The sequence below is a fragment of the Methylobacterium sp. Gmos3 genome (genome assembly GCF_056430985.1).
This window is the reverse complement of record NZ_JBWJYL010000004.1, coordinates 35956-58833: the sequence shown is the minus strand read 5'-3', so window position 1 is coordinate 58833 and position 22878 is coordinate 35956. Positions and strand designations below refer to the sequence as shown.

At 70.3% G+C, this 22878-nt stretch carries 25 protein-coding genes; 14 read left to right on the top strand and 11 right to left on the bottom strand.

The genetic code is table 11. The features are described from left to right. Positions 1–48: 48 nt before the first annotated feature. Entirely contained in the window at positions 49–474 is a 426-nt protein-coding gene (locus ACS5Q7_RS09185; RefSeq protein WP_478339026.1) for a DUF779 domain-containing protein, read from the top strand. 132 nt (positions 475–606) lie between these two features. After that, positions 607–1032 carry a cupin domain-containing protein gene (locus ACS5Q7_RS09180; protein ID WP_478339025.1) on the top strand — a complete coding sequence of 142 codons (426 nt, stop codon included), beginning with the start codon at positions 607–609 and terminating at the stop codon, positions 1030–1032. Between the two features lies 1 nt (position 1033). On the opposite strand, the gene ACS5Q7_RS09175 is transcribed toward ACS5Q7_RS09180, so the two are convergent. The 6 genes from ACS5Q7_RS09175 to gap all read right to left on the bottom strand — a co-directional run bounded on the left by ACS5Q7_RS09175 (position 1034) and on the right by gap (position 6816). After that, the gene (locus ACS5Q7_RS09175; RefSeq protein WP_478339024.1) at positions 1034–2056 is read right to left on the bottom strand and encodes a tetratricopeptide repeat protein; all 1023 of its coding nucleotides are present in this window, start codon (positions 2054–2056) and stop codon (positions 1034–1036) included. Positions 2057–2058: 2 nt separating this feature from the next. After that, positions 2059–2712: a thiamine phosphate synthase gene (locus ACS5Q7_RS09170; protein WP_478339023.1), complete on the bottom strand. Its 654-nt coding sequence runs from the start codon at positions 2710–2712 to the stop codon at positions 2059–2061. A 33-nt stretch (positions 2713–2745) separates the two neighbouring features. Further along, positions 2746–3816, bottom strand: coding sequence for a class II fructose-bisphosphate aldolase (gene fba, locus ACS5Q7_RS09165; RefSeq protein WP_478339022.1), 1071 nt, complete (start codon positions 3814–3816; stop codon positions 2746–2748). 191 nt (positions 3817–4007) lie between these two features. Further along, complete coding sequence (locus ACS5Q7_RS09160; protein ID WP_478339021.1) at positions 4008–5210, bottom strand: phosphoglycerate kinase; 1203 nt, start codon at positions 5208–5210, stop codon at positions 4008–4010. 36 nt (positions 5211–5246) lie between these two features. Beyond that, positions 5247–5726, bottom strand: coding sequence for a hypothetical protein (locus ACS5Q7_RS09155; protein ID WP_478339020.1), 480 nt, complete (start codon positions 5724–5726; stop codon positions 5247–5249). 85 nt (positions 5727–5811) lie between these two features. After that, positions 5812–6816, bottom strand: a complete 1005-nt coding sequence (gene gap, locus ACS5Q7_RS09150) for a type I glyceraldehyde-3-phosphate dehydrogenase (RefSeq protein WP_426220917.1) — start codon at positions 6814–6816, stop codon at positions 5812–5814. A 357-nt stretch (positions 6817–7173) separates the two neighbouring features. On the opposite strand from gap, the gene ACS5Q7_RS09145 reads away from it, so the two are divergent. Both ACS5Q7_RS09145 and ACS5Q7_RS09140 read left to right on the top strand, forming a co-directional pair. After that, positions 7174–7461, top strand: coding sequence for a DUF4164 family protein (locus ACS5Q7_RS09145; RefSeq protein ID WP_478339387.1), 288 nt, complete (start codon positions 7174–7176; stop codon positions 7459–7461). Between the two features lie 4 nt (positions 7462–7465). Continuing rightward, the gene (locus ACS5Q7_RS09140) at positions 7466–7864 is read left to right on the top strand and encodes a cell division protein ZapA (protein WP_478339019.1); all 399 of its coding nucleotides are present in this window, start codon (positions 7466–7468) and stop codon (positions 7862–7864) included. Between the two features lie 579 nt (positions 7865–8443). On the opposite strand, the gene ACS5Q7_RS09135 is transcribed toward ACS5Q7_RS09140, so the two are convergent. Genes ACS5Q7_RS09135 through madL form a run of 3 tightly spaced genes read right to left on the bottom strand, consistent with a single transcriptional unit; the run spans position 8444 to position 10358 of the window. After that, complete coding sequence (locus ACS5Q7_RS09135) at positions 8444–9124, bottom strand: GntR family transcriptional regulator (protein ID WP_478339018.1); 681 nt, start codon at positions 9122–9124, stop codon at positions 8444–8446. 10 nt (positions 9125–9134) lie between these two features. Next, the gene (gene madM / locus ACS5Q7_RS09130) at positions 9135–9899 is read right to left on the bottom strand and encodes a malonate transporter subunit MadM (RefSeq protein ID WP_243954643.1); all 765 of its coding nucleotides are present in this window, start codon (positions 9897–9899) and stop codon (positions 9135–9137) included. A gap of 18 nt (positions 9900–9917) precedes the next feature. Then, the gene (madL, locus tag ACS5Q7_RS09125; protein WP_478339017.1) at positions 9918–10358 is read right to left on the bottom strand and encodes a malonate transporter subunit MadL; all 441 of its coding nucleotides are present in this window, start codon (positions 10356–10358) and stop codon (positions 9918–9920) included. Positions 10359–10563: 205 nt separating this feature from the next. Here madL and mdcA point away from each other — a divergent pair, with 205 nt between their 5' ends. The 10 genes from mdcA (at position 10564) to ACS5Q7_RS09075 (ending at position 20937) form a co-directional block, all read left to right on the top strand. Next, positions 10564–12210 carry a malonate decarboxylase subunit alpha gene (gene mdcA, locus ACS5Q7_RS09120; protein ID WP_478339016.1) on the top strand — a complete coding sequence of 549 codons (1647 nt, stop codon included), beginning with the start codon at positions 10564–10566 and terminating at the stop codon, positions 12208–12210. A gap of 5 nt (positions 12211–12215) precedes the next feature. After that, a complete protein-coding gene (mdcC, locus tag ACS5Q7_RS09115; RefSeq protein WP_478339015.1) occupies positions 12216–12524 on the top strand; it encodes a malonate decarboxylase acyl carrier protein in 309 nt (102 codons plus the stop codon). A gap of 2 nt (positions 12525–12526) precedes the next feature. Then, positions 12527–13441, top strand: a complete 915-nt coding sequence (locus tag ACS5Q7_RS09110; RefSeq protein ID WP_478339014.1) for a biotin-independent malonate decarboxylase subunit beta — start codon at positions 12527–12529, stop codon at positions 13439–13441. Further along, positions 13428–14144 (top strand): biotin-independent malonate decarboxylase subunit gamma, encoded by a 717-nt coding sequence (gene mdcE, locus ACS5Q7_RS09105; protein WP_478339013.1) that lies wholly within the window; start codon positions 13428–13430, stop codon positions 14142–14144. Before ACS5Q7_RS09110 ends, mdcE begins: the two co-directional genes overlap by 14 nt. After that, entirely contained in the window at positions 14134–14766 is a 633-nt protein-coding gene (gene mdcG, locus ACS5Q7_RS09100) for a malonate decarboxylase holo-[acyl-carrier-protein] synthase (RefSeq protein ID WP_478339012.1), read from the top strand. The genes mdcE and mdcG overlap by 11 nt, the downstream gene beginning before the upstream one ends. Positions 14767–14890: 124 nt before the next feature. Further along, positions 14891–15814 (top strand): ACP S-malonyltransferase, encoded by a 924-nt coding sequence (locus ACS5Q7_RS09095; protein ID WP_478339011.1) that lies wholly within the window; start codon positions 14891–14893, stop codon positions 15812–15814. A gap of 64 nt (positions 15815–15878) precedes the next feature. Continuing rightward, a complete protein-coding gene (locus ACS5Q7_RS09090; protein WP_478339010.1) occupies positions 15879–17360 on the top strand; it encodes an aldehyde dehydrogenase in 1482 nt (493 codons plus the stop codon). Between the two features lie 319 nt (positions 17361–17679). Continuing rightward, the gene (locus tag ACS5Q7_RS09085; protein ID WP_478339009.1) at positions 17680–19386 is read left to right on the top strand and encodes an IlvD/Edd family dehydratase; all 1707 of its coding nucleotides are present in this window, start codon (positions 17680–17682) and stop codon (positions 19384–19386) included. 46 nt (positions 19387–19432) lie between these two features. Next, on the top strand, positions 19433–20602 hold the full coding sequence (locus ACS5Q7_RS09080; protein ID WP_478339008.1) for an acetyl-CoA acetyltransferase: 1170 nt from the start codon (positions 19433–19435) through the stop codon (positions 20600–20602). Positions 20603–20655: 53 nt separating this feature from the next. Next, positions 20656–20937 carry a type II toxin-antitoxin system ParD family antitoxin gene (locus ACS5Q7_RS09075; RefSeq protein ID WP_478339007.1) on the top strand — a complete coding sequence of 94 codons (282 nt, stop codon included), beginning with the start codon at positions 20656–20658 and terminating at the stop codon, positions 20935–20937. Positions 20938–21053: 116 nt separating this feature from the next. Here the strand turns inward: ACS5Q7_RS09075 and ACS5Q7_RS09070 are convergent, their stop codons facing one another. Continuing rightward, positions 21054–22349 (bottom strand): O-acetylhomoserine aminocarboxypropyltransferase/cysteine synthase family protein, encoded by a 1296-nt coding sequence (locus tag ACS5Q7_RS09070; protein WP_478339006.1) that lies wholly within the window; start codon positions 22347–22349, stop codon positions 21054–21056. A 70-nt stretch (positions 22350–22419) separates the two neighbouring features. Further along, positions 22420–22806, bottom strand: coding sequence for a response regulator (locus ACS5Q7_RS09065; RefSeq protein WP_478339005.1), 387 nt, complete (start codon positions 22804–22806; stop codon positions 22420–22422). Between the last annotated feature and the right edge of the window lie 72 nt (positions 22807–22878).

The window sequence follows — 22878 nt, the reverse complement described above, 5'->3', positions numbered from 1 at the left end:
CACCTGACGGCCATAGATCCCACCGGAACCAACGAACGGGAGGAGCACATGAGCGCCACGGAGACGGTCGAGGCCACCACCGCCGAGCAGACCGGCGCGGACGGGACGCCGCTGCGGGTCACCGCGACGCCTGTGGCCCTGGCGCTGATCGAGGAACTGAAGGCCGAATACGGGCCGGTGATGTTCCACCAATCCGGCGGCTGCTGCGACGGCTCCTCGCCGATGTGTTACCCGGTCGGCGACTTCATCGTCGGCGACGGCGACGTCCATCTCGGCCAGGTCGGCGGGGCGGATTTCTTCATCTCCCGCTCGCAGTTCGAGGTCTGGAAGCACACCCACATCATGCTCGACGTGGTGCCCGGCCGGGGCGGCATGTTCTCCCTGGAGAACGGCCGCGAGAAGCGCTTCCACATCCGCTCGCGGCTCTTCACCCAAGCCGAGAACGACGCGCTTGGCGGCGCGTGCCGGTTGTGATGTCCTCACGCCACTCCGTCATTGCGAGCGGAGCGAAGCAATCCAGGGCGGCGGGTCGTTTCCGGACGTGGCGGATCCCTGGATTGCTTCGCTTGCGCTCGCAATGACGGTTTGGATCGTTGGGGGGATGGGATGACCGAACGAGCCGGCCTCATGGTGGTGCGGGAGGGCGCGCCCTTCCGGGGGAAGCAGGGGCACATGTACCGCCACGCCATCTCGGCGGAGGCGGTGGGCGCCACGGCGCTGCACATGCAGCTTCTTGAGATCGCCCCCGGCGAGCGCGCCCATGCCCACAAGCACGAGGCGCACGAGACCGCGATTCACGTCCTGAAAGGCGTGTCGGGCTGCTTCTGGGGCGAGCGGCTGGAACACCACGCCATCGCGGGGGCGGGGGAGTTCGTCTACATCGCCGCGAACGTCCCGCACCTGCCCTACAACCGCAGCGCGACCGAACCGGTGGTGGCAGTGATCGCCCGCACCGATCCGAACGAGCAGGAGAGCGTCGTCCTCCTGCCGGAATTGGAAGCGGGGGTGGATTGGTCGAAGGCCGAAGCCTGACCTACTGGGCCTCGATCCGGTCGTTGCCGAGCCGTTCCGCCCGCGCCTTCTCGTCGTTGGAAAGCCCGGCGACGGCTTGGTCGAGCCACGCATCGGACAGGCCCTGCCCGGCGGCGGCGAGGTTCCAGGCCGCCGCCTCGACAAGGTTCTTCGGCAGCCCGCGCCCGGAGGCGTAGAGCCGGGCGACCCGGTTCTGCGCGATGGCGTTGCCGCGCTTGGCCGCGTGCAGGAAGTAGCGGGCCGCCGCCCGCTCGTCCTTCGGCACGCCCGTCCCGTTGAACAGCAGGATCGCGAACTCGACCTCACCCGCGAGGTCGCCGTTATCGGCCGAGCGGCGGAACCACGAGGCCGCCTCGGTCGGGTCCTTCGGCACGCCTCGGCCCTGCAAATAGAGCACCCCGAGATCGTGCTGCGCCGGTCCGAGTTCGGCATCGGCGGCCTTGCAGAACTGCTTGGCGGCCTCGGCCTCGTCGGCGGGAAGCCCCGTGCCGATCAGGATCAGGCCGAGATTGTAGGAGGCCGTGGGCGAGCCGAGGGCCGCCGCCTGTTCGAGCCAGCGCCGCCCGGCCTTGGGATCGCGCGGCACGCCGCGCCCGTCGAGCGCCATCAGCCCCAGCGAGGACATCGCCGCCGGGTCCTTTTGCGCGGCGGCGAGCTTGTACCACTCGGCCGCCTTCAGCGGGTTCTGCGGCACGCCGAGGCCCTGATTGTAGAGCTCACCGAGCAAGGTCATCGCTGGCGCGTCCTTGGGGTCGGCCTCGATGCGCTTCGTCGCCTCGCGGAACGCGGTGACGTATTGCCCGCGCTGGTAGGCGCCATAGGCGAAATCCGGCGTCTGGCCGGTCGCCGGGGGGATGGCGCCGCCGCTGTAGTTCGGCGTGTAGGGCGTCGGCAATTCCCGGGACGGCTTCTTCTCGGGAGGGGGGACGGCGGTCGCGTTCGGATCGGCGATCGAGGCGGCTTGAACCGCCCCTTGCGACGCCCCTTGGACGATCAGAAGGGCGGCGAGGGCGAGGGCGCGCATCCTCATCCGGCCCGCGCCCCGATCAGCGCCTGAGCGCGTCCCACGGCCTCGGGATCGCTGGTCCAGATCGCGCTTTCCAGGCCGACGAACTCGGCGCCGGTCTCCACGAGGGCAGGTAGCTCGGCCTCCGTCGCGGCGACGGCGATGCAGGGCGTTTCGAAGATCTCGGCCCACCAGCCGGCCCGCGCCAGCACGCCGTCCGCGTCCGGCGCGGCGCCGTCCGGGTAGAGGCCGCCGAACATGAGGTAATCGACGCCCGCCTCGCCGGCTTCCATGGCGATGTGCTTCGATTCGAGGCCGCCGGTCCCGAGGATGCGCCCGTCCTTCAGGCGGGATCGCAGGTCGCCGAGGTCGCTGGCGGGGTCGCGGGGCTTGTCGAGATGGAGGCCATCCGCGCCGCCCCGCGCGGCGACCTGCACGAGGTCTCCCGCGAAGCCGGGGCAGGCGATGACCAGGGCGGCCTCCCGCGCCTGGGTGATGGCGGAGGCGCGCTTCACGAGGGCGGTCAGCGCGCGCTCGTCGGCGGGGGCGAGCCGCAGGATCACCGCCGCGACGTCGCCTGCGGCGCAGGCGGCCTCAAGGGCGGGCAGAAGAGCCTCGGCCCCCGTGGCGTCGAGGCCGTGGGGACCGAGGAGAGCGAGACGTTGATCGACCATGGGCCCTGGCTGCGAGGCTGAAACCGCCTTCGCTTACTGCGCCCCGATCTTCGGGTCGAGGGAGCCGTTGGCATAACGCTTGGCCATTTCGGCCACGGAGATCGGACGGATCTTCGAGCCCTGGCCCGCCGTGTTGAACTCCTCGAAGCGCTGCTTGCAGAGCTTCGTCATCGCGTCCATGGCGGGCTTGAGGTACTTGCGCGGATCGAACTCCGAGGGGTTCTCGGTGAGTACCTTGCGGATCTGGCCGGTCATGGCCATCCGGTTGTCGGTGTCGATGTTGATCTTGCGCACGCCGTGCTTGATCCCGCGCTGAATCTCCTCGACCGGCACGCCCCAGGTCGGCTTCATCTGGCCGCCGTACTGGTTGATGATGTCCTGCAGGTCCTGCGGCACCGAGGACGAGCCATGCATGACGAGGTGGGTCGTCGGCAGGCGGCGGTGGATCTCCTCGATCACGTTCATGGCGAGCACGTCGCCGTCGGGCTGGCGGGTGAACTTGTAGGCGCCGTGGCTGGTGCCCATGGCCACGGCCAGCGCATCGACCTTGGTCGCCTGGACGAACTTCACCGCCTCCTCGGGATCGGTGAGGAGCTGGTCGTGGGAGAGGGTGCCCTCTGCGCCGTGGCCGTCCTCGGCCTCGCCCTGGCCGCTCTCCAGCGAGCCGAGCACGCCGAGTTCGCCTTCCACCGAGACGCCGGCCCAATGGGCCATCTGGGTGACGTTGCGGGTGATCTCGACGTTGTAATTGTAGTCGGCCGGGGTCTTGCCGTCGGCCTTGAGCGAGCCGTCCATCATCACGGAGGTGAAGCCGTACTGGATGGCGGTGGCGCAGGTCGCCTCGTTATTCCCGTGGTCGAGGTGCATGCAGACCGGGATGTGCGGGTAGATCTCGACGAGGCCGTCGATCAGCTTGGCCAGCACGACGTCGTTGGCATAGGCACGGGCGCCCCGGCTCGCCTGGAGGATCACCGGCGAATCGGTGGCATCGGCGGCCGCCATGATGGCGAGCCCCTGTTCCATGTTGTTCAGGTTGAAGGCCGGCACGCCGTATTCATGCTCGGCGGCGTGGTCGAGGAGCTGCCTCAGGGTGATCCGTGCCATGTGTCCCACCTCGGTTTCGTGCCGGCGGGGCGTCCCGCCCTATCCAATCTAAACACCTCATCCTGAGGTGCCGCAGCGTAGCGGAGGCCTCGAAGGAGGCCTCCAGAACCCATTGCGCTCCCTAGATCCCTCCTTCGAGGCCCGCTGACGCGGGCACCTCAGGATGAGGTCGGGCAGGGAGAACCGGCGTCTCAGCCCTTGGCGCGCAGCGCCTCGACGCCCGGAAGGGCCTTGCCCTCCAACCATTCGAGGAAGGCGCCGCCCGCCGTCGAGACGTAGGTGAAGGTCTGGCCGACGCCAGCGTGGTTGAGTGCGGCCACGGTGTCGCCGCCGCCCGCCACCGAAACCAACTGGCCCGCCTTGGTCCGCTCGGCCGCGTGCTGCGCCGCCGCGACGGTGGCCGCGTCGAAGGGCGTCAGCTCGAAGGCGCCGAGGGGGCCGTTCCAGACCAGGGTCTTGGCGCCGTCGATGGCGGCGTTGATCTCGGCGACCGATCGGGGGCCGGCATCGAGGATCATGCCGGTCTCCGGCACGGCATCGACCGGGACGGTCTCGTGGCTCGCGTTCGCCTTGAATTCGGAGGCCGAGACGGCATCGACCGGCAGGATGATGCGGCAGCCGGCCTTCTCGGCGGCGGCGAGGATGCGGGTCGCGGTCTCGGCGAGGTCCTTCTCGCAGAGGGACTTGCCCACGCCCTTGCCCTGCGCGTGCAGGAAGGTGTTGGCCATGCCGCCGCCGATCACCAGCATGTCGACCTTGGCGACAAGGTTCTCGAGGAGGTCGATCTTGGACGACACCTTGGCGCCGCCGACGAGGGCGATGACCGGGCGCTGGGGCGATTCCAGGCCCTTGGTGAGGGCGTCGAGTTCGGCCTGCATCTCGCGGCCGGCATAGGCCGGCAGGCGGTGGGCGAGGCCCTCCGTCGAGGCATGGGCGCGGTGGGCGGCCGAGAACGCCTCGTTGACGTAGATGTCGCCGTTGGCGGCCAGCGCGTCGGCGAAGTCCGCCTCGTTCTTCTCCTCGCCCGCATGGTAGCGGGTGTTCTCCAGCAGGAGCACGTCGCCGTCCTTCATCGCGGCGACGGCCTGGGCCGCCGGATCGCCGATGCAGTCGGAGGCGAAGGCGACCGGCTGGCCGAGCGCCTTCGAGAGGGCCGGCACCACCGGCTCAAGGGAATCCTTGGCCTCGCGCTTGCCCTTCGGACGGCCGAAATGCGCGAGCAGCACCACCTTCGCGCCCTTGGCGGCGATCTCGCGGATCGTCGGGACGACCCGCTCGATCCGCGTCGCGTCGGTGACGCGGCCGTTCTCCATGGGCACGTTCAGGTCGACGCGCAGGAGCACGCGCTTCCCCTGAAGCGAACCGGCATCGTCGAGGGTGCGGAAGGCGCTCATCGGGTCCTTTGAAGTCGGAAAGTCAGGGAACGGGGATCAGCCGGCGCGCGGCGGCAGCAATTGTTCGAGGTTCAGCCGCTGCAGGGCGACCATCAGCGCGACGGTCAACACGGCGGTGATGATGGCGGTGAGAACGAGGGCCCCGGTCCCCGGCAGTCGCCGGGTACGCTCGGCGAGGCCGCGCACCTCGTTGCGCAGGGCCGCGAGGTCGGATTGGCGGGCGGCCTCGTTCATCCGGCCGGTGGCGCCCTCGACCTTGTCTTCGACGCGGGACAGGAGCGCCTCGGAGCGGGCGTACTTGTCCTCGATGCGCGAGGCCTTGTCCTCGATCCGCGCGAGCTGGTCGAAGAGCTGGTTGGCGGAGATGGACGTCACGGGTGCCGCGGCCGAGGCGGCGGCGGGAGATGCGACGGCGGGGGGAGGGGGAGGCGAGGAGGGAGGAGGCGGAGGTGCCGAAGCGGGAACCTGGGGAATGAAACCCTGCCCGCTCGAAGAGCCCTGCGACGCGTCTGCCATCCCGAGAACCACCCTTACGAAGGAACGCCGTGTCCACATACGTCGCCCCGCCGCCCGAGGGGGCGGCGGGGCCGGTCGCGGTCGATCAGATCAGCTTGGCCATGGCGACGGCGGTGTCGGCCATGCGGTTCGAGAAGCCCCACTCGTTGTCATACCAGGTCAGGATGCGGACGAGCACGCCGTCCATCACCTTGGTCTGGTCGAGGTGGAAGGTCGACGAATGGGGATCGTGGTTGAAGTCGATCGAGACGTTCGGCTGATCGGTGACGCCGAGGACGCCCTTGAGCGGGCCGGCGGCGGCCGCCTTGATCGCGTCGTTGACCTCTTGGACCGTCGTCGCGCGCTTGGCCGTGAACACGAGGTCGACCGCCGAGACGTTCGGGGTCGGCACGCGGATCGAGGTGCCGTCGAGGAGGCCCTTCAGCTCCGGCAGCACGAGGCCCACGGCCTTGGCGGCGCCGGTGGTGGTCGGGATCATCGACAGGGACGCGGCGCGGGCCCGGTAGAGGTCCTTGTGCATCTGGTCCAGCGACGGCTGGTCGTTGGTGTAGGAATGGATCGTCGTCATGAAGCCGCGCTCGATGCCGATGGCTTCGTGCAGCACCTTCGCGACCGGCGCGAGGCAGTTGGTGGTGCAGGAGGCGTTCGAGACCACGAGGTGCTCGGCGGAGAGCTTGTCGTGGTTCACGCCGTAGACGACCGTGAGGTCGGCACCGTCGGCGGGGGCCGAGACGAGGACGCGCTTGGCGCCGGCGTCGAGGTGCGCCTTGGCCTTGTCCTTCGAGGTGAAGATGCCGGTGCATTCGAGGGCGATGTCGACGCCGAGGTCGCGGTGGGGCAGCTCGGCCGGGTTGCGGACGGCGGTCACCTTGATGCGGCGGCCATCCACCACGAGGAATTCGCCGTCGACGGCAACCTGGCCGGGATAGCGGCCGTGCACGGAATCGAAGCGGAGCAGGTGCGCGTTGGTCTCGACCGGGCCGAGATCGTTGATCGCCACGACCTCAATGTCCTTGCGGCCGGATTCGGCGATGGCGCGCAGCACGTTGCGCCCGATGCGCCCGAACCCGTTGATGGCAACCTTCGTCACGGCAATGATCCTTCCTGATGCCGGGCAGCCCTGCGCGCGTGGGCTTGAACCGGGGATGAACCGGTGCACCGCCACTCCGGCACCACCGCAACGCTCTCTTGTGCGGCGAAGGAAATGCGGTCGCGGGCCCGCCCGGCGGCGGCTCGGTGGTCCACTTCGGGAACGCGCGGCTGTCTAGCATGGCGCCCCGACCTGTCAAACGACGGGAAGTGACAAACCACTGGTTGTCACGAACTTCGGTGAATTGCGCCGGGCGAAGACTGCAGAGATTCCTCGGAGAGGCTTTTTCCCTGGAAATCGTGAACCATCCGGTCGACACTTGGACCCACCCGCACCATGCCCTCACGCAAGATGACGATGCCGTCCGACGTACCCGATTCAGATCCCGTGACCGAAGCCCTGCACCGGCTCGACGCCGTGCTCGCGCGCCTCGAAGCGACCGTGACCCGCCGGCTCGAGGCCGAGGCCGCCCCCGACGACCGCGACACCGAACTGTCGCTGCTCGGCGAGGACCGGAGCCGGCTCGCCGCCGCCCTCGACGCGGCGAGCGCCCGGCTGGCGCAGGTGGAGGCGACCTCGGGGGAGGTCGGGAGCCGGCTCGACAGGGCCATCGCCGCCGTGGCCGGCGTGCTGGAAAGGCACTGACCGGATGCCGATCATCACCGTCACCATCGACAACAAGACCTACCGCATGTCCTGCGGCAAGGACGAGGAAGCGCACCTCACCGGCCTGACCCAGGATTTCAGCGAGCGCGTCGCGAAGATGCGGGAGAGCTTCGGCGAGATCGGCGACATGCGGCTTCACGTGATGGCCGCCCTGACGATCTCGGACGAATTGTCCGACCTGCGCAAGCGCTTCGCGGCCCTGGAGACCGAGGTGGCGCAGTCGCGCACCGTGGTCGAGGCGGCGGAGCGGGACCGGGACGAGGCGGCCACGCGAGCGGCCGAAGGCATCACCGCCGCCACCGGCCGGCTCGCCCGCCTCGCGGACGCCCTCAACGCCCCCCTCGGCAGCGCGCCGTTCGGGCGAGGCGAGGGGGAGACTTAGCGGAGACCTCCATCGAGGGGGTTCGACGCGTCTCTCTCCCACCCTCACCCTGAGGTGTCAGCCTTGGCAGGCACCTTGGAATCTGGCCGAGACTATCTGCAATCCCCTCTCCCCGCCTGCGGGGAGAGGGCCGCGACGACCCTGTCGTCGGCGCGGCGAGGCGGCAGCCGGGGGTGAGGGGGGCTGCCGGTTGAGTCTCCTCCGGTGAGCCCCCTCACCGCCGCTCCGGCTTCGCCTTTGCTTCCCACGGACACGACAAGGTGTCCGTGGGCCTCTCCCCGCAGGCGGGGAGAGGGGAACAAGCTGCCCGCCTCACTCCGCCTGGGGCGTATGCGTAGGTCCCGTGGTCTTGGCGATGCGGGAGCATTGCGGCTCCCCTCTCCCCGCCTGCGGGGAGAGGGCCGCGACGACCCTGTCGTCGGCGCGGCGAGGCGGCAGCCGAGGGTGAGGGGGCGCCCGGGCGAGTCTCCTCCGGTGAGCCCCCTCACCGCCGCTTCGGCTTCGCCTTCGCTTCCCACGGACACGACGAGGTGTCCGTGGGCCTCTCCCCGCAGGCGGGGAGAGGGGGACCCGCTGCCCTCACTCGGCTCCCGGCCCGGCGATGTAGCGGCCCAGCGCGGCGGCGGCGCGGAGCATGTGCGCGCGCATCCGGCGGGCGGCGATCTCGCCGTCCCCCTCCGACATGGCGGCCAGGATCTCGCCGTGCTCCTCCCGCGAGCGGTGGATGCGGTCGCCCTGGCGCAATTGCGTGCGCCGGAAGGCGGCGAGGCGTTCGCGCAGGGCCAGTGCCTGCTCCGCGAGGAAGCCGTTATGGGTGCCGGCATAGAGCGCCTCGTGGAAGGCGCGGTTCAGCCGGTCGTAGGTATCGACATCCCCCGTCGCCACGGACTCCGCCGAACGGTCGTGCAGGTCGATGAGCGCCCCGCGTTCGAGGGGCGTCATCCGGTAGGTGGCGAGCCGGGCGCACAGGGCCTCGACCTCGGCGGAGGTCTCGAACATGTCGCCGATCCGCTGCGGGGTCAGTTGCGCCACCACCACCCCCCGGCGGGGGCGGATCTCCACGAGGCCCGAGGCCGCGAGCTGGCGCAAGGCTTCCCGCACGGGGGTGCGCGAGGCGCCGTAGCGGTCGGCGAGAAGCTGCTCGTCGAGGGTGGTGCCGGCGGCGAAATCCCCCGCCGCGATGGCGTCCGTCAGCGCGTTGCGGATGCGCTCCGACAGAAGCCCCCGCTCGGCACCTCCCATTCCATCGCCCGCATCCATGCCCAGCCCCTCAGCCGACGAGGGCGCGCACCGTGAGGAAGAAGATCGACGGCCCCACAAGGCACCCGATGCCCGTGTGGAACGTCGCCGTCAGCGCGCCGTAGGGAACGAGTTTCGGATCCGTGGCCGCGAGGCCCCCGGCGACGCCGCTCACCGTCCCCATCAGGCCGCCATAGGCCATCGCGGAGCGGGGATTGTCGAGCCCGATCAGCTTGGCGACCAGCGGCGTGCCGACCATCACCATCACCGCCTTGGTCACGCCCGTGGCGATGGAGAGCGCCATCACCGTCGAATCGGCGCCGATGGCCGCCCCCGTCACCGGGCCGACGATGTAGGTGATCGCCCCCGCGCCGATGGTCGTGATCGACACCGCGTCGTGGTAGCCGAAGGCCACCGCCGTCAGCGTGCCGACGATGAAGGGCAGGATCGTGCCGAGCGCCAGCGCCAGCACGCCCAGCAGCCCGGCGCGGCGCGCCTCGATCACGTCCACTTCGAAGGCGGTGGCGACGATGGCGAAGTCGCGCAGCATCGCCCCGCCCATCAGGCCGATGCCGGCCAGCGCCGGGATGTCGGCGACGCCCTTCTTTCCGCCCGTGTAGAGCCCGCCGAAATAGGCGAGCACCAGCCCGAGCACGATGGCGATGGCCGAGCCGTGAACCCGGCCGTTGGTCAGGCGTTTCGCCGCGTAGTTGGAGACCAGGATCAGCCCGCCGACCACGGCGAAGGCCGCGACGAGGCTCTGCTCGATGAAGACGTGCTCGATGCCGTGCCAGATGCCGGTGCTGTTCATCGCTCAGACCTCCCGCCGCCGCGCCGCGATCTCGCCCGCGTCACCCTCGATGACCGCGCCGGCATGGGCGGCCTGCGCGTCCGCATGGCCCCGTCCGCCGAGGCGGCTCAGCAGCGCCACCGCGCCGAAGCACAGGACCAGCGAGCCCACCGCCGCGATGATGACGATGGGGCCGCCCGTCAGCGCGGCGACCACGTTCTGCTGCGCCGCCATGGCGACGACGATGGGGATGTACATCCCGGCCCAGAACTCGACGCCGAACTTCACGCCCTTCGACAGCTTGCCCCGCCGGTCGAGCCAGACGCGGGCGGCGATGAGCAGGATCATGGCGATGCCGACACCGCCGACATTCGCCTTCACGCCCAGCGCGATTCCGAGGAGGTCGCCGAGATACACGCCGATCAGCGTGCAGGTGGCGAGGAGGGCGACACCGAGCACGATCATCGCGCGGCCCTCCCCTCATGGGACGGCGCGCGGGCGAATTCCGCCGAATGCGGCATGGGACGTTTCCTTACCCTGTCTTCGCTACCCCTAACGTATGCAACATGATGCCGATTTGGCAATGTGATATACGAAAAAGTGAGAATTAGTGGTTTGAAAATTCACGAGGCCGCACTAACCTCATTCTCGCATACAAGGGAGACGAGCGATGGCCGACTGGCGCGGGGAAAGGCAGGCCCGCGACGCGCGCATCGAGGCGGGGCGGGCGCACGCGCGGGGGAAGGTCGTACCGGCGGATGCGGCGGTGGCGTTGCTCGAGGCGGTGCTGAAGCCGGGTGACCGCGTCTGCCTCGAAGGCGACAACCAGAAGCAGGCGGATTGCCTCGCCCGTGCGCTCAGCCAATGCGATCCGGCCAAGGTGAACGGGCTGCACATGGTGCAGTCGGGCATCGTGCTGCCGGAGCATCTCGACGTGTTCGAGACCGGCATCGCCGAGCGGCTGGACTATTCCTATTCGGGTCCGCAGGGCGCCCGCGTCGCCAAGATGCTCTATGGCGGCCAGATCAAGCTCGGGGCGGTGCACACCTACCTCGAACTCTTCGCCCGCTACTTCATCGACCTCACGCCGCATGTGGCGCTGATCGCGGGCGTCTCGGCCGACCGGGAGGGCAACCTCTATACGGGGCCGAACACCGAGGACACGCCGACCATCGTGGAGGCGACGCACTTCAAGAACGGCGTCGTCGTCGCGCAGGTCAACGAGATCGTGGACAAGGTGCCCCGCGTCGACATCCCCGGCGACCGGGTGGATTTCGTGGTCGAGGCGGATACGCCCTTCTTCGTGGAGCCGCTGTTCACCCGCGATCCGGCGGCGATGACCGAGACGCAGATCCTCATCGCCATGATGGCGATCAAGGGGATCTATGCCGAGTACGGCGTGCGCCGGCTCAACCACGGCATCGGCTTCGGGACGGCGGCCATCGAATTGCTGCTGCCGACCTACGGCGAGAAGCTGGGGCTCAAGGGCGAGATCGCGACGCATTTCGCCCTGAACCCCCACCCGACCCTGATCCCGGCCATCGAATCCGGCTGGGTGAAGCAGGTCCATTGCTTCGGCTCCGAGGTCGGCATGGACCGCTACATCCGGGAGCGGTCGGACGTGTTCTTCACAGGCGCCGACGGGTCGCTGCGCTCGAACCGGGCGCTGTGCCAGACAGCCGGGCTCTACGCCTGCGACATGTTCATCGGCGCGACCCTTCAGATCGACCTGATGGGCCATTCCTCCACCGTCACGCAGTCCCGCGTCGCGGGCTTTGGCGGCGCCCCGAACATGGGCTCGGACCCGCACGGCCGCCGCCACCCCTCCGACGCCTGGATGAAGGCGGGCCGGGAGGCGCAGGTGGTCGGCGATCCGGCGCTGATGCGCGGGCGCAAGCTCGTGGTGCAGTTGGTCGAGACCTTCGGGGACAAGCTCGTGCCGACCTTCGTGGAACGGCTCGACGCGATGGAACTCGCGAAGAAGATCGGCCTCGAACTGGCGCCGGTCATGATCTACGCCGACGACGTGACCCACATCGTCACCGAGGAGGGCATCGCCAACCTCCTTCTCTGCCGCGATGCCGACGACCGGGAGCAGGCGATCCGGGGGGTCGCGGGCTACACCGAGATCGGACGGGGCCGCGACCGGGCGAAGGTCGAGGAGCTGCGCGCGCGCGGCATCATCCGCCGGCCGGAAGACCTCGGCATCGAGCCCCTGGACGCCGACCGCTCGCTGCTCGCCGCGCGCTCGATCAAGGATCTCGTGCATTGGTCCGGGGGGCTCTACGAGCCGCCGGCCAAGTTCAGGAACTGGTGAGTGTCATGGAATCCCTGACCTTCCGCCACACCACGCAGAAGCCGCTGCCCGGCACCAAGGCCCAGGCGATCACCGGGGTCGTGGCCTCCGGCAACCTCGAAATCCTGCTGGAGCGTGTGCTGCCGCCGGATGCGTGCGAGATCGCCATCGAGACGCCGATCGCCGGCTACGGCCAGGTCTGGGAGGCGGTGGTGGCGGATTTCGTCGCCCGCGCCCAGCCCGGCGGCGTGCGCATCTCGATCAACGACGGCGGCGCCCGGCCGGACACCGTCTCCCTGCGCCTGCTGCAGGGCGCCCGGCTGCTGGAGGCTTAGAGATGGCCGGACCCGACCGCGACCGCCTGAGCTGGTACGAGGCCAGCGCCCGCCAGCGCCTCGACGCGCTCCTCGATGCCGGCAGCTTCCGCGAAGCCATCGGCCCGGCCGAGCGGCGGATGAGCCCGCACCTGCCCCTGTTCGACCTGCCCCGCGCCTTCGATGACGGCATCGTCGTCGGCTCCGGTGCCCTCCACGGGCGGACGGTGTTCGTCGCCGCGCAGGAGGGCCGCTTCATGGGCGGGGCCTTCGGCGAAGTGCATGGCGGCAAGCTCGTTGGGATGCTCCGCGCCGCCGTCGCGGAAAAGCCCGAGGCCGTGCTGCTCCTGTTCGACACCGGCGGCGTCCGCTTGCAGGAGGCCAATGCCGGCGAGACCGCCATCGCCGAGACGATGCGCGCCATCACCGAGGCCCGCGCGGCGGGCGTGCCGGTGATCGGGCTGATCGGCGGCCGGGCCGGCTGCTACGGCGGCGGCGGGCTCATCGCCGGCACCTGCTCGCGGCTCGCCGTCTCGGAGGGCGGGCGCATCTCGGTCTCGGGGCCGGAGGTCATCGAGACCAACAAGGGCGCCGAGGAATTCGATTCCCGCGACCGGGCGCTGGTCTGGCGCACCATGGGCGGCAAGCACCGTCGCCTGATCGGCGGGGCCGACGCCTTCTGCGACGACACCGTCGCGGCCTTCCGCGCCGCCGCCCTCGACCTGATCGGCCGGGCGCCGGCCTTCGACCTCGCGACGCTGGAGGCCGAGCAGGCGCGCCTGCGTGCCCGCATCGAGCGCTTCGGCGATTGCCGGGACGCGACGGAGATCTGGGCGCGGCTCGGGGTCAACGATCCCGAGGCGGTCCCCGCCATGGACACGCGCGCCTTTGAGGAGACCGTCGCCCGCGTGCAGGAGGCCCGCCATGACGCTCGCTGAGATCCTGACCTCGCTCTTTCCCGAGGGCCATGCGGTCACGGTGGCGGACGGTCTCGTTGCCGGGGACGGCCCCTTCGACGGCGGCCGGATGCGGGTGATCGGCATCGACGGCGACACGCCGCTCGGCGTCGAGGGCGCGCTGACGCTCGCCGGCCACGTCCTCGACGCGGTGCGGGCGGGGGACAAGGCGCCGATCCTCGTGGCGGTCGATTCCGACAGCCAGCGCATGAGCCGGCGCGACGAACTCCTCGGCCTCAACGAATGCCTCGCCCATCTCGCTAAGGCGCTGCTGCTCGCCGACCGGCACGGGCACCCGACCATCGGCCTGCTCTACGGGCATTCGGCGGCCGGCGCCTTCATCGCCACGGCGCTGGCGACGCGGGTGCTCGCGGCGCTCCCCGGCGCCAACCCGAGCGTGATGGACCTGCCCTCAGTCGCCCGCGTCACCAAGCTGCCGCTGGAGAAGCTTCAGGAGATGGCGCAATCGACGCCGGTCTTCGCGCCGGGCCTGGACAACATGCTCGCCACGGGCGCCGTCCACGCGGTGCTCGACCCCGCCGCGCCGCTTGGGCCGCAGATCGCCTCCCTGATCGCCGACCGGCCGGAGGGCGACATCCGCGACCGCCTCGGCCGCGAGCGGGGAGGGCGCCCGGTCGCGGAGGAGATCGCGGGCCTCGTCGCCGGGCGGCTCCGTGCCGGCTGAGGCATTCGCCCGCCACGATCTCGTCGCCGCCGCGCCCGCCGCCTGGGACGCGCTGCTCGCCGGGCGGCGCGACCTCGACGGCGTGCCGCACCTGCCCGGCTGGGCGAAGGCGGGCCGCCCGCTCATCGTCCGCCGCCGCGTGCCGGGGGAGGGCGATGATTTCGTGCCGCTCGGCCTGCCCCTGCCCCCCGCCGACGGCAAGCGCCGGATCGGCCTCGCCCTGCCGGCGCAAGCCCTGCGACCGGTGACGCCGCCGAGCCTCGCCGAGGCGGCGCCCCACGCCCCGGCCGCATGGCGGGGCGCCATCGACGCCCTGCTGGCACTCGCCGCCGAGCACGGCGTGACGCCCCGGCCCTTCGGCGCCCTGCTGTGGCAGGCGGTGACGGGCCTGACCTACCTCTCACCCACATCCGACCTCGACCTGCTGTGGCCCGGGCCTGTCCCGCGCACGCTCCTCGACGGCCTCGCCCGGATCGACGCCACGGCGCCGATGCGTCTCGACGGCGAAATCCTCCGGCCGGATGGCGGCGGGGTGCAGTGGCGGGAGTTGCACGAGGCGCCGCCTGGCGGCACCGTGCTGGTGAAATATCTCGACCGGGTGGCGATGCACCCCGTCGGATGAAATCCCCTCGCCGTCATGGCGAGCAAAGCGAATCCATCCAGGGCTGCGGGACATTTCCGAACGTGGCGCTACCCTGGATTGCTTCACTGCGCTCGCAATGACGAAGCGGGTCTCGGAACCACGCATGACCCTCGCGATCCTCCTGTCGGGCCAGGGCGGCCAGCACCCGGCCATGTTCGACCTCACGGCCGAACGCGCGGAAGCGCAGCCCGTGTTCGAGGCGGCGCGCCCGCTCCTCGGCGGCACCGACCCGCGCGACCTCGCCAAAGCGGGGGAGGGGCTGCACAGCAACCGCACGGGGCAGATCCTGTGCTGCGTCGCGGCGCTCGCGGGATGGAGCATCATCGCGGCGGGCCAGCCCGGCCGGGCCATCGTGGCGGGCTATTCCATCGGCGACCTTGCCGCCTGGGGCGTCGCCGGTCGCTTCGACGCCGCCACGGTGCTGCGCCTCGCCGCCGCCCGCGCCGAGGCGATGGACGCGGCTTCCGGCGAGGGATTCGGCCTCGCGGGCATCCGCGGCCTCACCCTTCAGGCCCTGGACGACCTCGCCCGGCGGCACGGATGCCACCTCGCCATCCGCAACGCCGCCGACAGCGGCGTGGTCGGCGGGAAGCGGGACGCCCTCGACGCCCTCTGCACGGACGCCCTGGCGCAGGGCGCCCAGCGGGCCGTGCCGCTGGCCGTCGCGACGCCCTCGCACACGCCGCTCCTCGCCGCCGCCTCGGGGCGTTTCCGGCAGATCCTGGCGGAGGCCGAGCTTCTCCGGCCGCCGCCTTCCGCGCCGCGTCTGCTGAGCGGCCTCGACGGGGCGGCGGTGTTCCAGCCGCAGGCCGGGCTCGACAAGCTCGCGCGTCAGATCTCCCACACGATCGACTGGGCCGCCTGCATGGAGGCCTGCGGCGAGTACGGCGCGACCCATGTGCTCGAACTCGGCCCCGGCCATGCGCTGGCCACCATGGCCGAGGCCGCCCTGCCCGGGGTGCGGGTCCATGCCCTCGACGCGTTCCGCTCGGTGGAGGGCGTGCGCGACTGGATCGGGCGCGGCTGAGGCTGGCGCCGTGCCCCGGCCTGTTCCATATCCGGCCCATCCGCCGGCTCAGGGAGTACGCCCGATGAAGACCTATCAGCTCTACATCGATGGGGCGTTCGTCGATCCGGTCGAGGGCGAGTGGTTCGACTCCGTCGATCCCTATCGCGGCGAACCCTGGGCCAGGATCCCGCGCGCGTCGCGGGCCGATGTCGACCGGGCCGTCGCGGCGGCCAAGCGCGCCATGACCGAAGGTCCGTGGGCGACGATGACCGCCTCGGCGCGGGGCAAGGTCCTGCGCCGGATCGGCGACGTCGTGGAGCGGGAGGCCCGCCACCTCGCCGAGATCGAGACCCGCGACAACGGCAAGCTCTTCGCCGAGATGTACGGCCAGACCCGTTACCAGCCCGAATGGTGGCACTACTTCGCCGGCCTCGCCGACAAGATCGAGGGCACGCAGGTACCGATCGACAAGCCGGAGACCTTCGCCTTCACCACCCACGAGCCGGTGGGCGTGGTCGGCGCCCTGACCGCCTGGAACTCGCCCCTGCTGTTCGTGGCCTGGAAATGCGCGCCCGCGCTGGCGGCCGGCTGCGCGGTGGTGATCAAGCCCTCCGAGTTCGCCTCGGCGAGCACGCTGGAATTCGCCGCCCTCCTCAAGGAGGCAGGCCTGCCGGACGGGATGCTCAACGTCGTCACCGGCTACGGCGCCGAGACCGGCGCGGCCATCGTCGAGCACCCGGACGTTGCCAAGATCACCTTTACCGGCTCGGACGCGACGGGGGCGCGGATCTATTCGGAGGCCGCCAAGCAGGTGAAGCGCGTGGCGCTCGAACTCGGCGGCAAGTCGCCGAACATCGTCTTCGCCGACGCCGACCTGAAGATGGCCGCCGCCGGCGCCATTTCCGGCATCTTCGCCGCCACCGGCCAGACCTGCATCGCCGGCTCCCGCCTCCTCGTGCAGAACAGCATCCGCGAGGACTTCACCGCCCGGCTGATCGAGCTGGCGAAATCCGCCAAGCTCGGCGATCCGATGGATTCGGGCACCAATATCGGTCCGATCACCACCCCGCCGCAGTACCAGAAGGTGCTGGACTATATCGCGGTCGCCAAGAAGGAGGGCGCCCGCTGCGTCTTCGGAGGCAACCCGGCGACGGGGGAAGGCGTGAGGGGCGGCCAGTTCGTGGAGCCGACGATCTTCGCCGACGTGACGAACTCCATGCGCATCGCGCAGGAGGAGGTGTTCGGCCCGGTCCTGTCGATCATCGGCTTCGAGGACGAGGCCGAGGCGCTGCGGCTCGGCAACGACGTGATCTACGGCCTCGCGGCCGGCGTCTGGACGCAGGATATCGGCAAGGCGATGCGGATGTCGAAGGGCCTGAAGGCGGGCACCGTCTGGGTGAACACCTACCGGGCGGTGAGCTACATGATGCCGTTCGGCGGCATGAAGCGCTCCGGCCTCGGCCGCGAGAGCGGCATCGAGTCGATCCGCGAGTATCTGGAGACCAAGAGCATCTGGATCTCCACCAGCCGCGACGCGCCCGAGAACCCATTCGTGATGCGCTGACAACGGTCTGCCCCTCTCCCCTCTGCGGGGGAGGGTACCCTGCGAAGCAGGGGGGGGGGAGAGGGGAGCGCCGGTTCAGGGTAAACCACGCCCAGTGCCATATCCTGCCCCGTCGCTCCCCTCTCCCGACCCCCTTCGGGGGTCACCCTCCCCCGCAGAGGACGGAGGGACGGTGCCACGGCCGAGGAACGGCCCGGTGGTCGTGAGACACGAACGCCCTGCCCCATGAAACCGGCCTTTCGCCTCGCCCTCACAGCCGTCATCCTGCTCGCCGCGGCGTGGATCGCATTCCACCTGCGGTGAGGCCCGAGGAGCCACGATGACCGACGAACCGCACGGCCTCGACCGGGGGCTCACGAATTACGGCGACCGGGATTTCGCCCGGTACCTGCGGCGCTCCTTCGCGCGCTCCATGGGAATCTCGCCCCGGCTCTTGAACAAGCCGGTGGTGGGCATCGCCATGACGCCCTCGGGCTTCAACAATTGCCACCGGGGGATGCCGGAACTGGTGGAGGCGGTCTCGCGCGGGGTGCTGGAGGCTGGCGCCCTGCCGCGCCCGTTCCCGACCGTCTCGCTGGGCGAGGTGTTCCTCAACCCGACCAGCATGGTCTACCGCAACCTCATGGCCATGGACACGGAGGAGATGATCCTCGCCCAGCCCATGGATGCGGTAGTGCTGATCGGCGGCTGCGACAAGACCGTGCCGGCCCAGCTCATGGGCGCCGCCTCGGCCGACCTGCCGGCGATCCAGCTGGTCACCGGGCCGATGTCCACCGGTCGCCACCGGGGCCAGCGGCTCGGCGCCTGCACCGATTGCCGGGGCTTCTGGGCGAAGTACCGCGCCGGCACCGTCGATGACGAGGAGATTGCCGAGGTCGAGGGACGGCTCTCGGTCACGCAGGGCACCTGCGCGGTGATGGGCACCGCCTCCACCATGGCCTGCATCGCCGAGGCGCTCGGCATGTCGCTGCCGGGAACGGCGGCGATCCCGGCCGTCCATTCCGACCGGCTCGTCGCCGCCGAGGAGACCGGCCGCGCCGCCGTGCGCCTGATCGAGACGAAAATCCGCCCGAGCCGGGTCATCACGCAAAAGTCCGTCGAGAACGCGGTCCGCGTGCTGATGGCGGTGTCGGGCTCCACCAACGCCATCGTGCACCTGACCGCCATCGCCGGGCGGCTCGGCATCCGCATCCCCTACGAGCGCTTCAACGCCATCTCCGACGAGACCCCCGTGCTGGTCGATTTGAAGCCGGTGGGCGACGGGTACATGGAGGATTTCCACGCGGCCGGCGGCATGGGTGCCCTGCTGCGCGAGCTGCGCCCGCTCCTGCACCTCGACACCGTGGACGTCGAGGGCCGCACCCTGGCCGAGCGGCTGGACGAGCCGGAGACCTGGGTCGACCGCGCGGTGATCCGGCCCTTCACCGATCCGGTCTCGCCGCAGGGCGGCCTGATCACCCTCGGCGGCAGCCTCGCGCCGGACGGGGCGATCTTCAAGCGCGCCGCCGCCACGCCCGGCCTGTTCGAGACCGAGGGGCGGGCGGTGGTGTTCACCGGGCTCGAAGACCTCTCGGCCCGGATCGACGACCCCGACCTCGATGTCACACCGGACGACATCCTCGTCCTGCAGAATGCCGGCCCGCACGCCGCCGGGATGCCGGAGGCCGGCTATCTGCCGATCCCGAAGAAGCTCGCCCGCGCCGGGGTGAAGGACATGGTGCGCATCTCGGACGCGCGCATGTCGGGCACGGCCTTCGGCACCATCGTGCTGCACGTCGCCCCCGAAGCGGCCATCGGCGGGCCGCTGGCCGCCGTGCGCGATGGCGACCGCATCCGCCTCTCGGTGAAAAACAAGCGCATCGACCTGCTGGTCGCGCCGGACGAGATCGCCCGCCGCCTCGCCGCGCACGAGCCGCCGCCCGCGCCGAAGCGGGGCTACAAGGCCCTCTACCGGAAGAGTGTCACCCAGGCGCCGGAGGGCTGCGATTTCGACTTCCTGGCCGGAGCCGCGCCCGACCACCCTTGATCCGAGGGATCGGCGGGGCCATCGTCCGGGCAACGGGAGAGAAACGATGACGCGCGCCTGCATCGTGGGCTGGGCCCACACCCCCTTCGGCAAGCTCGAAGACCCCGACGTCGAAAGCCTGATCGCCCGCGTCTCCGGCGAGGCGCTGGCCCATGCCGGCGTCGCGGCGTCCGAGGTCGACGGCATCTATGTCGGCGTCATGAATACCGGCTTCTCGAAGCAGGGCTTCGAAGGCTCCCTCGTCGCCCTGAACCAGCCGGACCTCGCCCACGTCCCCTCGACGCATCTGGAAAACGCCTGCGCCACCGGCTCGGCGGCGCTCTACGCGGCTCTCGACTTCGTGGACAGCGGCCGGGGCCGCATCGCCCTCGTGGTCGGCGCGGAGAAGATGACCGCGAAATCCGTCGCCGAGACCGGGGATATCCTGCTCGGCGCCTCCTACCGGAAGGAAGAGGCCGAGATCGAGGGCGGCTTCGCGGGCGTGTTCGGGCGGATCGCGGCGGGCTACTTCCAGCGCTACGGCGACCGCAGCGAGGAACTGGCCCGCATCGCCGCCAAGAACCACCGCAACGGCGTCGGCAACCCCTACGCGCAGCTGCGCAAGGATCTCGGCTTCGACTTCTGCAACAGGGTCTCCGACAAGAACCCCTACGTCGCCGCGCCGCTGCGGCGCACCGATTGCTCGCTGATCTCGGACGGCGCCGCCGCCCTCGTCGTGGCCGATGCCGAGACCGCCGCGCGGCTGGAGCGGGCCATCGGCTTCCGGGCGCGGACGCAGGTGAACGACATCCTGCCTCTCTCCCGCCGCGACCCCACCGCCTTCGAGGGCGCCCGCCGCGCCTGGGACAAGGCCCGCACGCAGGCCGGCATCGGCAACGAGGACCTCTCCTTCGTGGAGACCCACGATTGCTTCACCATCGCCGAATTGCTCGAATACGAGGCGATGGGCCTCGCCGCACCGGGCGAAGGCTTTCGGATCGTCCGCGAGGGGATGACCGAGAAGGGCGGCCGCTTGCCGGTGAACCCGTCGGGCGGGCTCAAGGCCAAGGGCCACCCGGTCGGCGCGACGGGCGTCTCGATGCACGTCATGGCCTGCCTGCAACTGATGAACGAGGCCGGCGAGATGCAGGTGCCCGGCGCCGAACTCGCGGGCGTGTTCAACATGGGCGGCGCAGCCGTCGCCAACTACGTGTCGATCCTGGAGCGACGGAAGTAGCGCGCGCGGCCCGGTGTGATATCTTCACACCGGGCGATCGCAGCGGGGATCGGATGGGAAGCGTCGAGAAGCGCACGTTCAGCCTGCCGCAGGAACAAGCGGCGTTCATTGACGCGCAGGTGAAGGCCGGCTCGTTCGCAAGTGCCAGCGAGGTGGTACGAGCGGGCCTTCGCGCCTTGCAAGAGCGCGACGCCGCCGTCGAGCGATGGCTGCGCGAGGACGTGGCGGCGACCTACGACCAGTGGAAGGCCGACCCGGCCGGCGGCCTCACGCCTGAGGATATGGCCGAGCGCATGCGCCGGCGGCATGCTGCGCGGGTGAAGGACGGGGCGTAACGACAGTATCACCCTCGTCATTGCGAACGGAGTGAAGCAATCCAGGGAGCCGCTACGATGGGAAGCGTCCCGCTGCCCTGGATTGCTTCGCTTGCGCTCGCAATGACGGCGGTGGATTACGCCCCCGCCTGCTCCAACGCCTGCGCGATATCCGCGATCAGGTCTTCGACGTTCTCCAGCCCGATCGAGAGCCGCACCGTCTCCGGCCCGACGAAGGCGATGGCCTTCTCGTTGTCGGGCAATTGCCGGTGGGTCGTGGTCGCCGGGTGAATCGCCAGCGTCTTGATCTCGCCGATGTTGACGAGGTGCGAGACCAGTTCCAGCGAGGTGATGAACTTCAGCGCCGCCTTCTCCCCACCCTTGAGAGCGAAGGTGAAGATCGCGCCGGGTCCCTTCGGCGTGTAGCGCGCCGCGTTCGCCTCGCCGGTCTGGCCCGGCAGGCCGGGATAGCTCACCCATTCCACCGCCGGGTGGTCCTTGAGGTAGGCGGCGACGGTCTTCGCGTTGGAACAATGGCGCTCCATGCGCAGCGGCAAGGTCTCGATGCCGGTGATCGTCAGGAAGGCGTTCATCGGCGACAGGCCGGGGCCGAGGTCGCGCAGGCCGAACAGGCGGCAGGCGACGGCGAACGGCGTCTCCGGGAAACGCTGCGGGATGACGAGCCCGTCGTAATCCGGCCAGGGGTCGTTGATCAGGTCGTAGCCGCCGGCCTTCACCCAGTCGAAGGTGCCGCCGTCGCAGATCACGCCGCCGATCACCTGGCCGGAGCCCGCCAGGAACTTCGAGGTCGAGTGCACGACGATGTCGGCGCCGTGCTCGATGGGCCGGATCAGGGCCGGGGAGGCGAGGGTGTTGTCCACGATCAGCGGCAGGCCGTGGCGCTTGGCCACCGCCGCGATGCCCTCGATGTCCATCACGAAGCCGCAGGGGTTCACGATGGATTCGCAGACGATGGCCTTGCAGCCCGGCGTGATCGCCGCCTCGAAATCCGCCGGCTCCATGCCGCGGGCGAAGCGGGGCTTCAGGTCGTAGCGGCCGTCGAGGCGCCGCATCAGCCCCAGCGACCCGCCGAACAGGCGTGGCGACACGACGTAGGAATCGCCACTGCGCATCAGCGTCATCAGCACGAGCAGCACCGCCGACTGGCCGGAGGCGACGGCGATGGCGGCCTTGGCGCCCTCCAACGTCGCGACGCGCCGCTCCAGGGCCGCCACGGTCGGGTTCGAGCCGCGCGAATAGGAGAAGCCGGTCTTGCGCACGGCGAAGATGTCGGCCGCCTGCTCGGTCGAATCGAACACGAAGCCGTTCGTGAAGTAGATCGGCTGCGCCCGCGCGCCCGTCGCCGGATCGGGGGCGGCGCCCGCATGGATCGCCTGGGTCGCGAACCGGTGATGTCGGGTCTCGTCGGTCATGGGACTCGTCGGGTCAGGCGGCTCGGCACCGCGCGGATCGGCCACGGCCGAAAGGTCCGTCCCTTATGGCTCAGGCCGCGCGGCGGATGAAGGCGCGCAGGGTTCGGACCAGGGTTGTCGGCTCGTAGGGCTTCGGGATGAAGCGCGCCCCGTCGGGCATGTCGTGCGGGCCGGGGGTGCCCATCCCCGACACGACCAGCACTGGGATGCCGGGCCAGCGATGCGCCACGAGGCGGGCGAGGGCGAAACCGTCCATGGAGCCCTGCGGCATATCCACGTCGGTCATCAGCACCTCCACGTCGTCCCGGTTCTCCAGGACGGCGAGGGCCTTGTCCGCGTGCGACGCCTCCAGAACCGTGAAGCCGGCATCCGCGAGGGTGTCGGACGCCTCCATCAGGAGGAGGCCATCGTCTTCGACCAGCAGGACGACCGGTTGTTCGGGAGAGTGATCCGTCATCAGGCGTGGAGACGTTCCGCGACAGGGGTGGAAGGGGCGCCCTATTCGCAGCGCCACCCCACGTCAAGGGAC

Bases quoted from the DNA above. Each gene is read 5' to 3' on its own strand.
- ACS5Q7_RS09185 (WP_478339026.1), top strand. From the start codon at position 49: ATGAGCGCCACGGAGACGGTCGAGGCCACCACCGCCGAGCAGACCGGC.
- ACS5Q7_RS09180 (WP_478339025.1), top strand. From the start codon at position 607: ATGACCGAACGAGCCGGCCTCATGGTGGTGCGGGAGGGCGCGCCCTTC.
- ACS5Q7_RS09175 (WP_478339024.1), bottom strand. From the start codon at position 2,056: ATGCGCGCCCTCGCCCTCGCCGCCCTTCTGATCGTCCAAGGGGCGTCG.
- ACS5Q7_RS09170 (WP_478339023.1), bottom strand. From the start codon at position 2,712: ATGGTCGATCAACGTCTCGCTCTCCTCGGTCCCCACGGCCTCGACGCC.
- fba (WP_478339022.1), bottom strand. From the start codon at position 3,816: ATGGCACGGATCACCCTGAGGCAGCTCCTCGACCACGCCGCCGAGCAT.
- ACS5Q7_RS09160 (WP_478339021.1), bottom strand. From the start codon at position 5,210: ATGAGCGCCTTCCGCACCCTCGACGATGCCGGTTCGCTTCAGGGGAAG.
- ACS5Q7_RS09155 (WP_478339020.1), bottom strand. From the start codon at position 5,726: ATGGCAGACGCGTCGCAGGGCTCTTCGAGCGGGCAGGGTTTCATTCCC.
- ACS5Q7_RS09145 (WP_478339387.1), top strand. From the start codon at position 7,174: ATGCCGTCCGACGTACCCGATTCAGATCCCGTGACCGAAGCCCTGCAC.
- ACS5Q7_RS09140 (WP_478339019.1), top strand. From the start codon at position 7,466: ATGCCGATCATCACCGTCACCATCGACAACAAGACCTACCGCATGTCC.
- ACS5Q7_RS09135 (WP_478339018.1), bottom strand. From the start codon at position 9,124: ATGGATGCGGGCGATGGAATGGGAGGTGCCGAGCGGGGGCTTCTGTCG.
- madL (WP_478339017.1), bottom strand. From the start codon at position 10,358: ATGATCGTGCTCGGTGTCGCCCTCCTCGCCACCTGCACGCTGATCGGC.
- mdcA (WP_478339016.1), top strand. From the start codon at position 10,564: ATGGCCGACTGGCGCGGGGAAAGGCAGGCCCGCGACGCGCGCATCGAG.
- mdcC (WP_478339015.1), top strand. From the start codon at position 12,216: ATGGAATCCCTGACCTTCCGCCACACCACGCAGAAGCCGCTGCCCGGC.
- ACS5Q7_RS09110 (WP_478339014.1), top strand. From the start codon at position 12,527: ATGGCCGGACCCGACCGCGACCGCCTGAGCTGGTACGAGGCCAGCGCC.
- mdcE (WP_478339013.1), top strand. From the start codon at position 13,428: ATGACGCTCGCTGAGATCCTGACCTCGCTCTTTCCCGAGGGCCATGCG.
- ACS5Q7_RS09095 (WP_478339011.1), top strand. From the start codon at position 14,891: ATGACCCTCGCGATCCTCCTGTCGGGCCAGGGCGGCCAGCACCCGGCC.
- ACS5Q7_RS09090 (WP_478339010.1), top strand. From the start codon at position 15,879: ATGAAGACCTATCAGCTCTACATCGATGGGGCGTTCGTCGATCCGGTC.
- ACS5Q7_RS09085 (WP_478339009.1), top strand. From the start codon at position 17,680: ATGACCGACGAACCGCACGGCCTCGACCGGGGGCTCACGAATTACGGC.
- ACS5Q7_RS09080 (WP_478339008.1), top strand. From the start codon at position 19,433: ATGACGCGCGCCTGCATCGTGGGCTGGGCCCACACCCCCTTCGGCAAG.
- ACS5Q7_RS09075 (WP_478339007.1), top strand. From the start codon at position 20,656: ATGGGAAGCGTCGAGAAGCGCACGTTCAGCCTGCCGCAGGAACAAGCG.
- ACS5Q7_RS09070 (WP_478339006.1), bottom strand. From the start codon at position 22,349: ATGACCGACGAGACCCGACATCACCGGTTCGCGACCCAGGCGATCCAT.
- ACS5Q7_RS09065 (WP_478339005.1), bottom strand. From the start codon at position 22,806: ATGACGGATCACTCTCCCGAACAACCGGTCGTCCTGCTGGTCGAAGAC.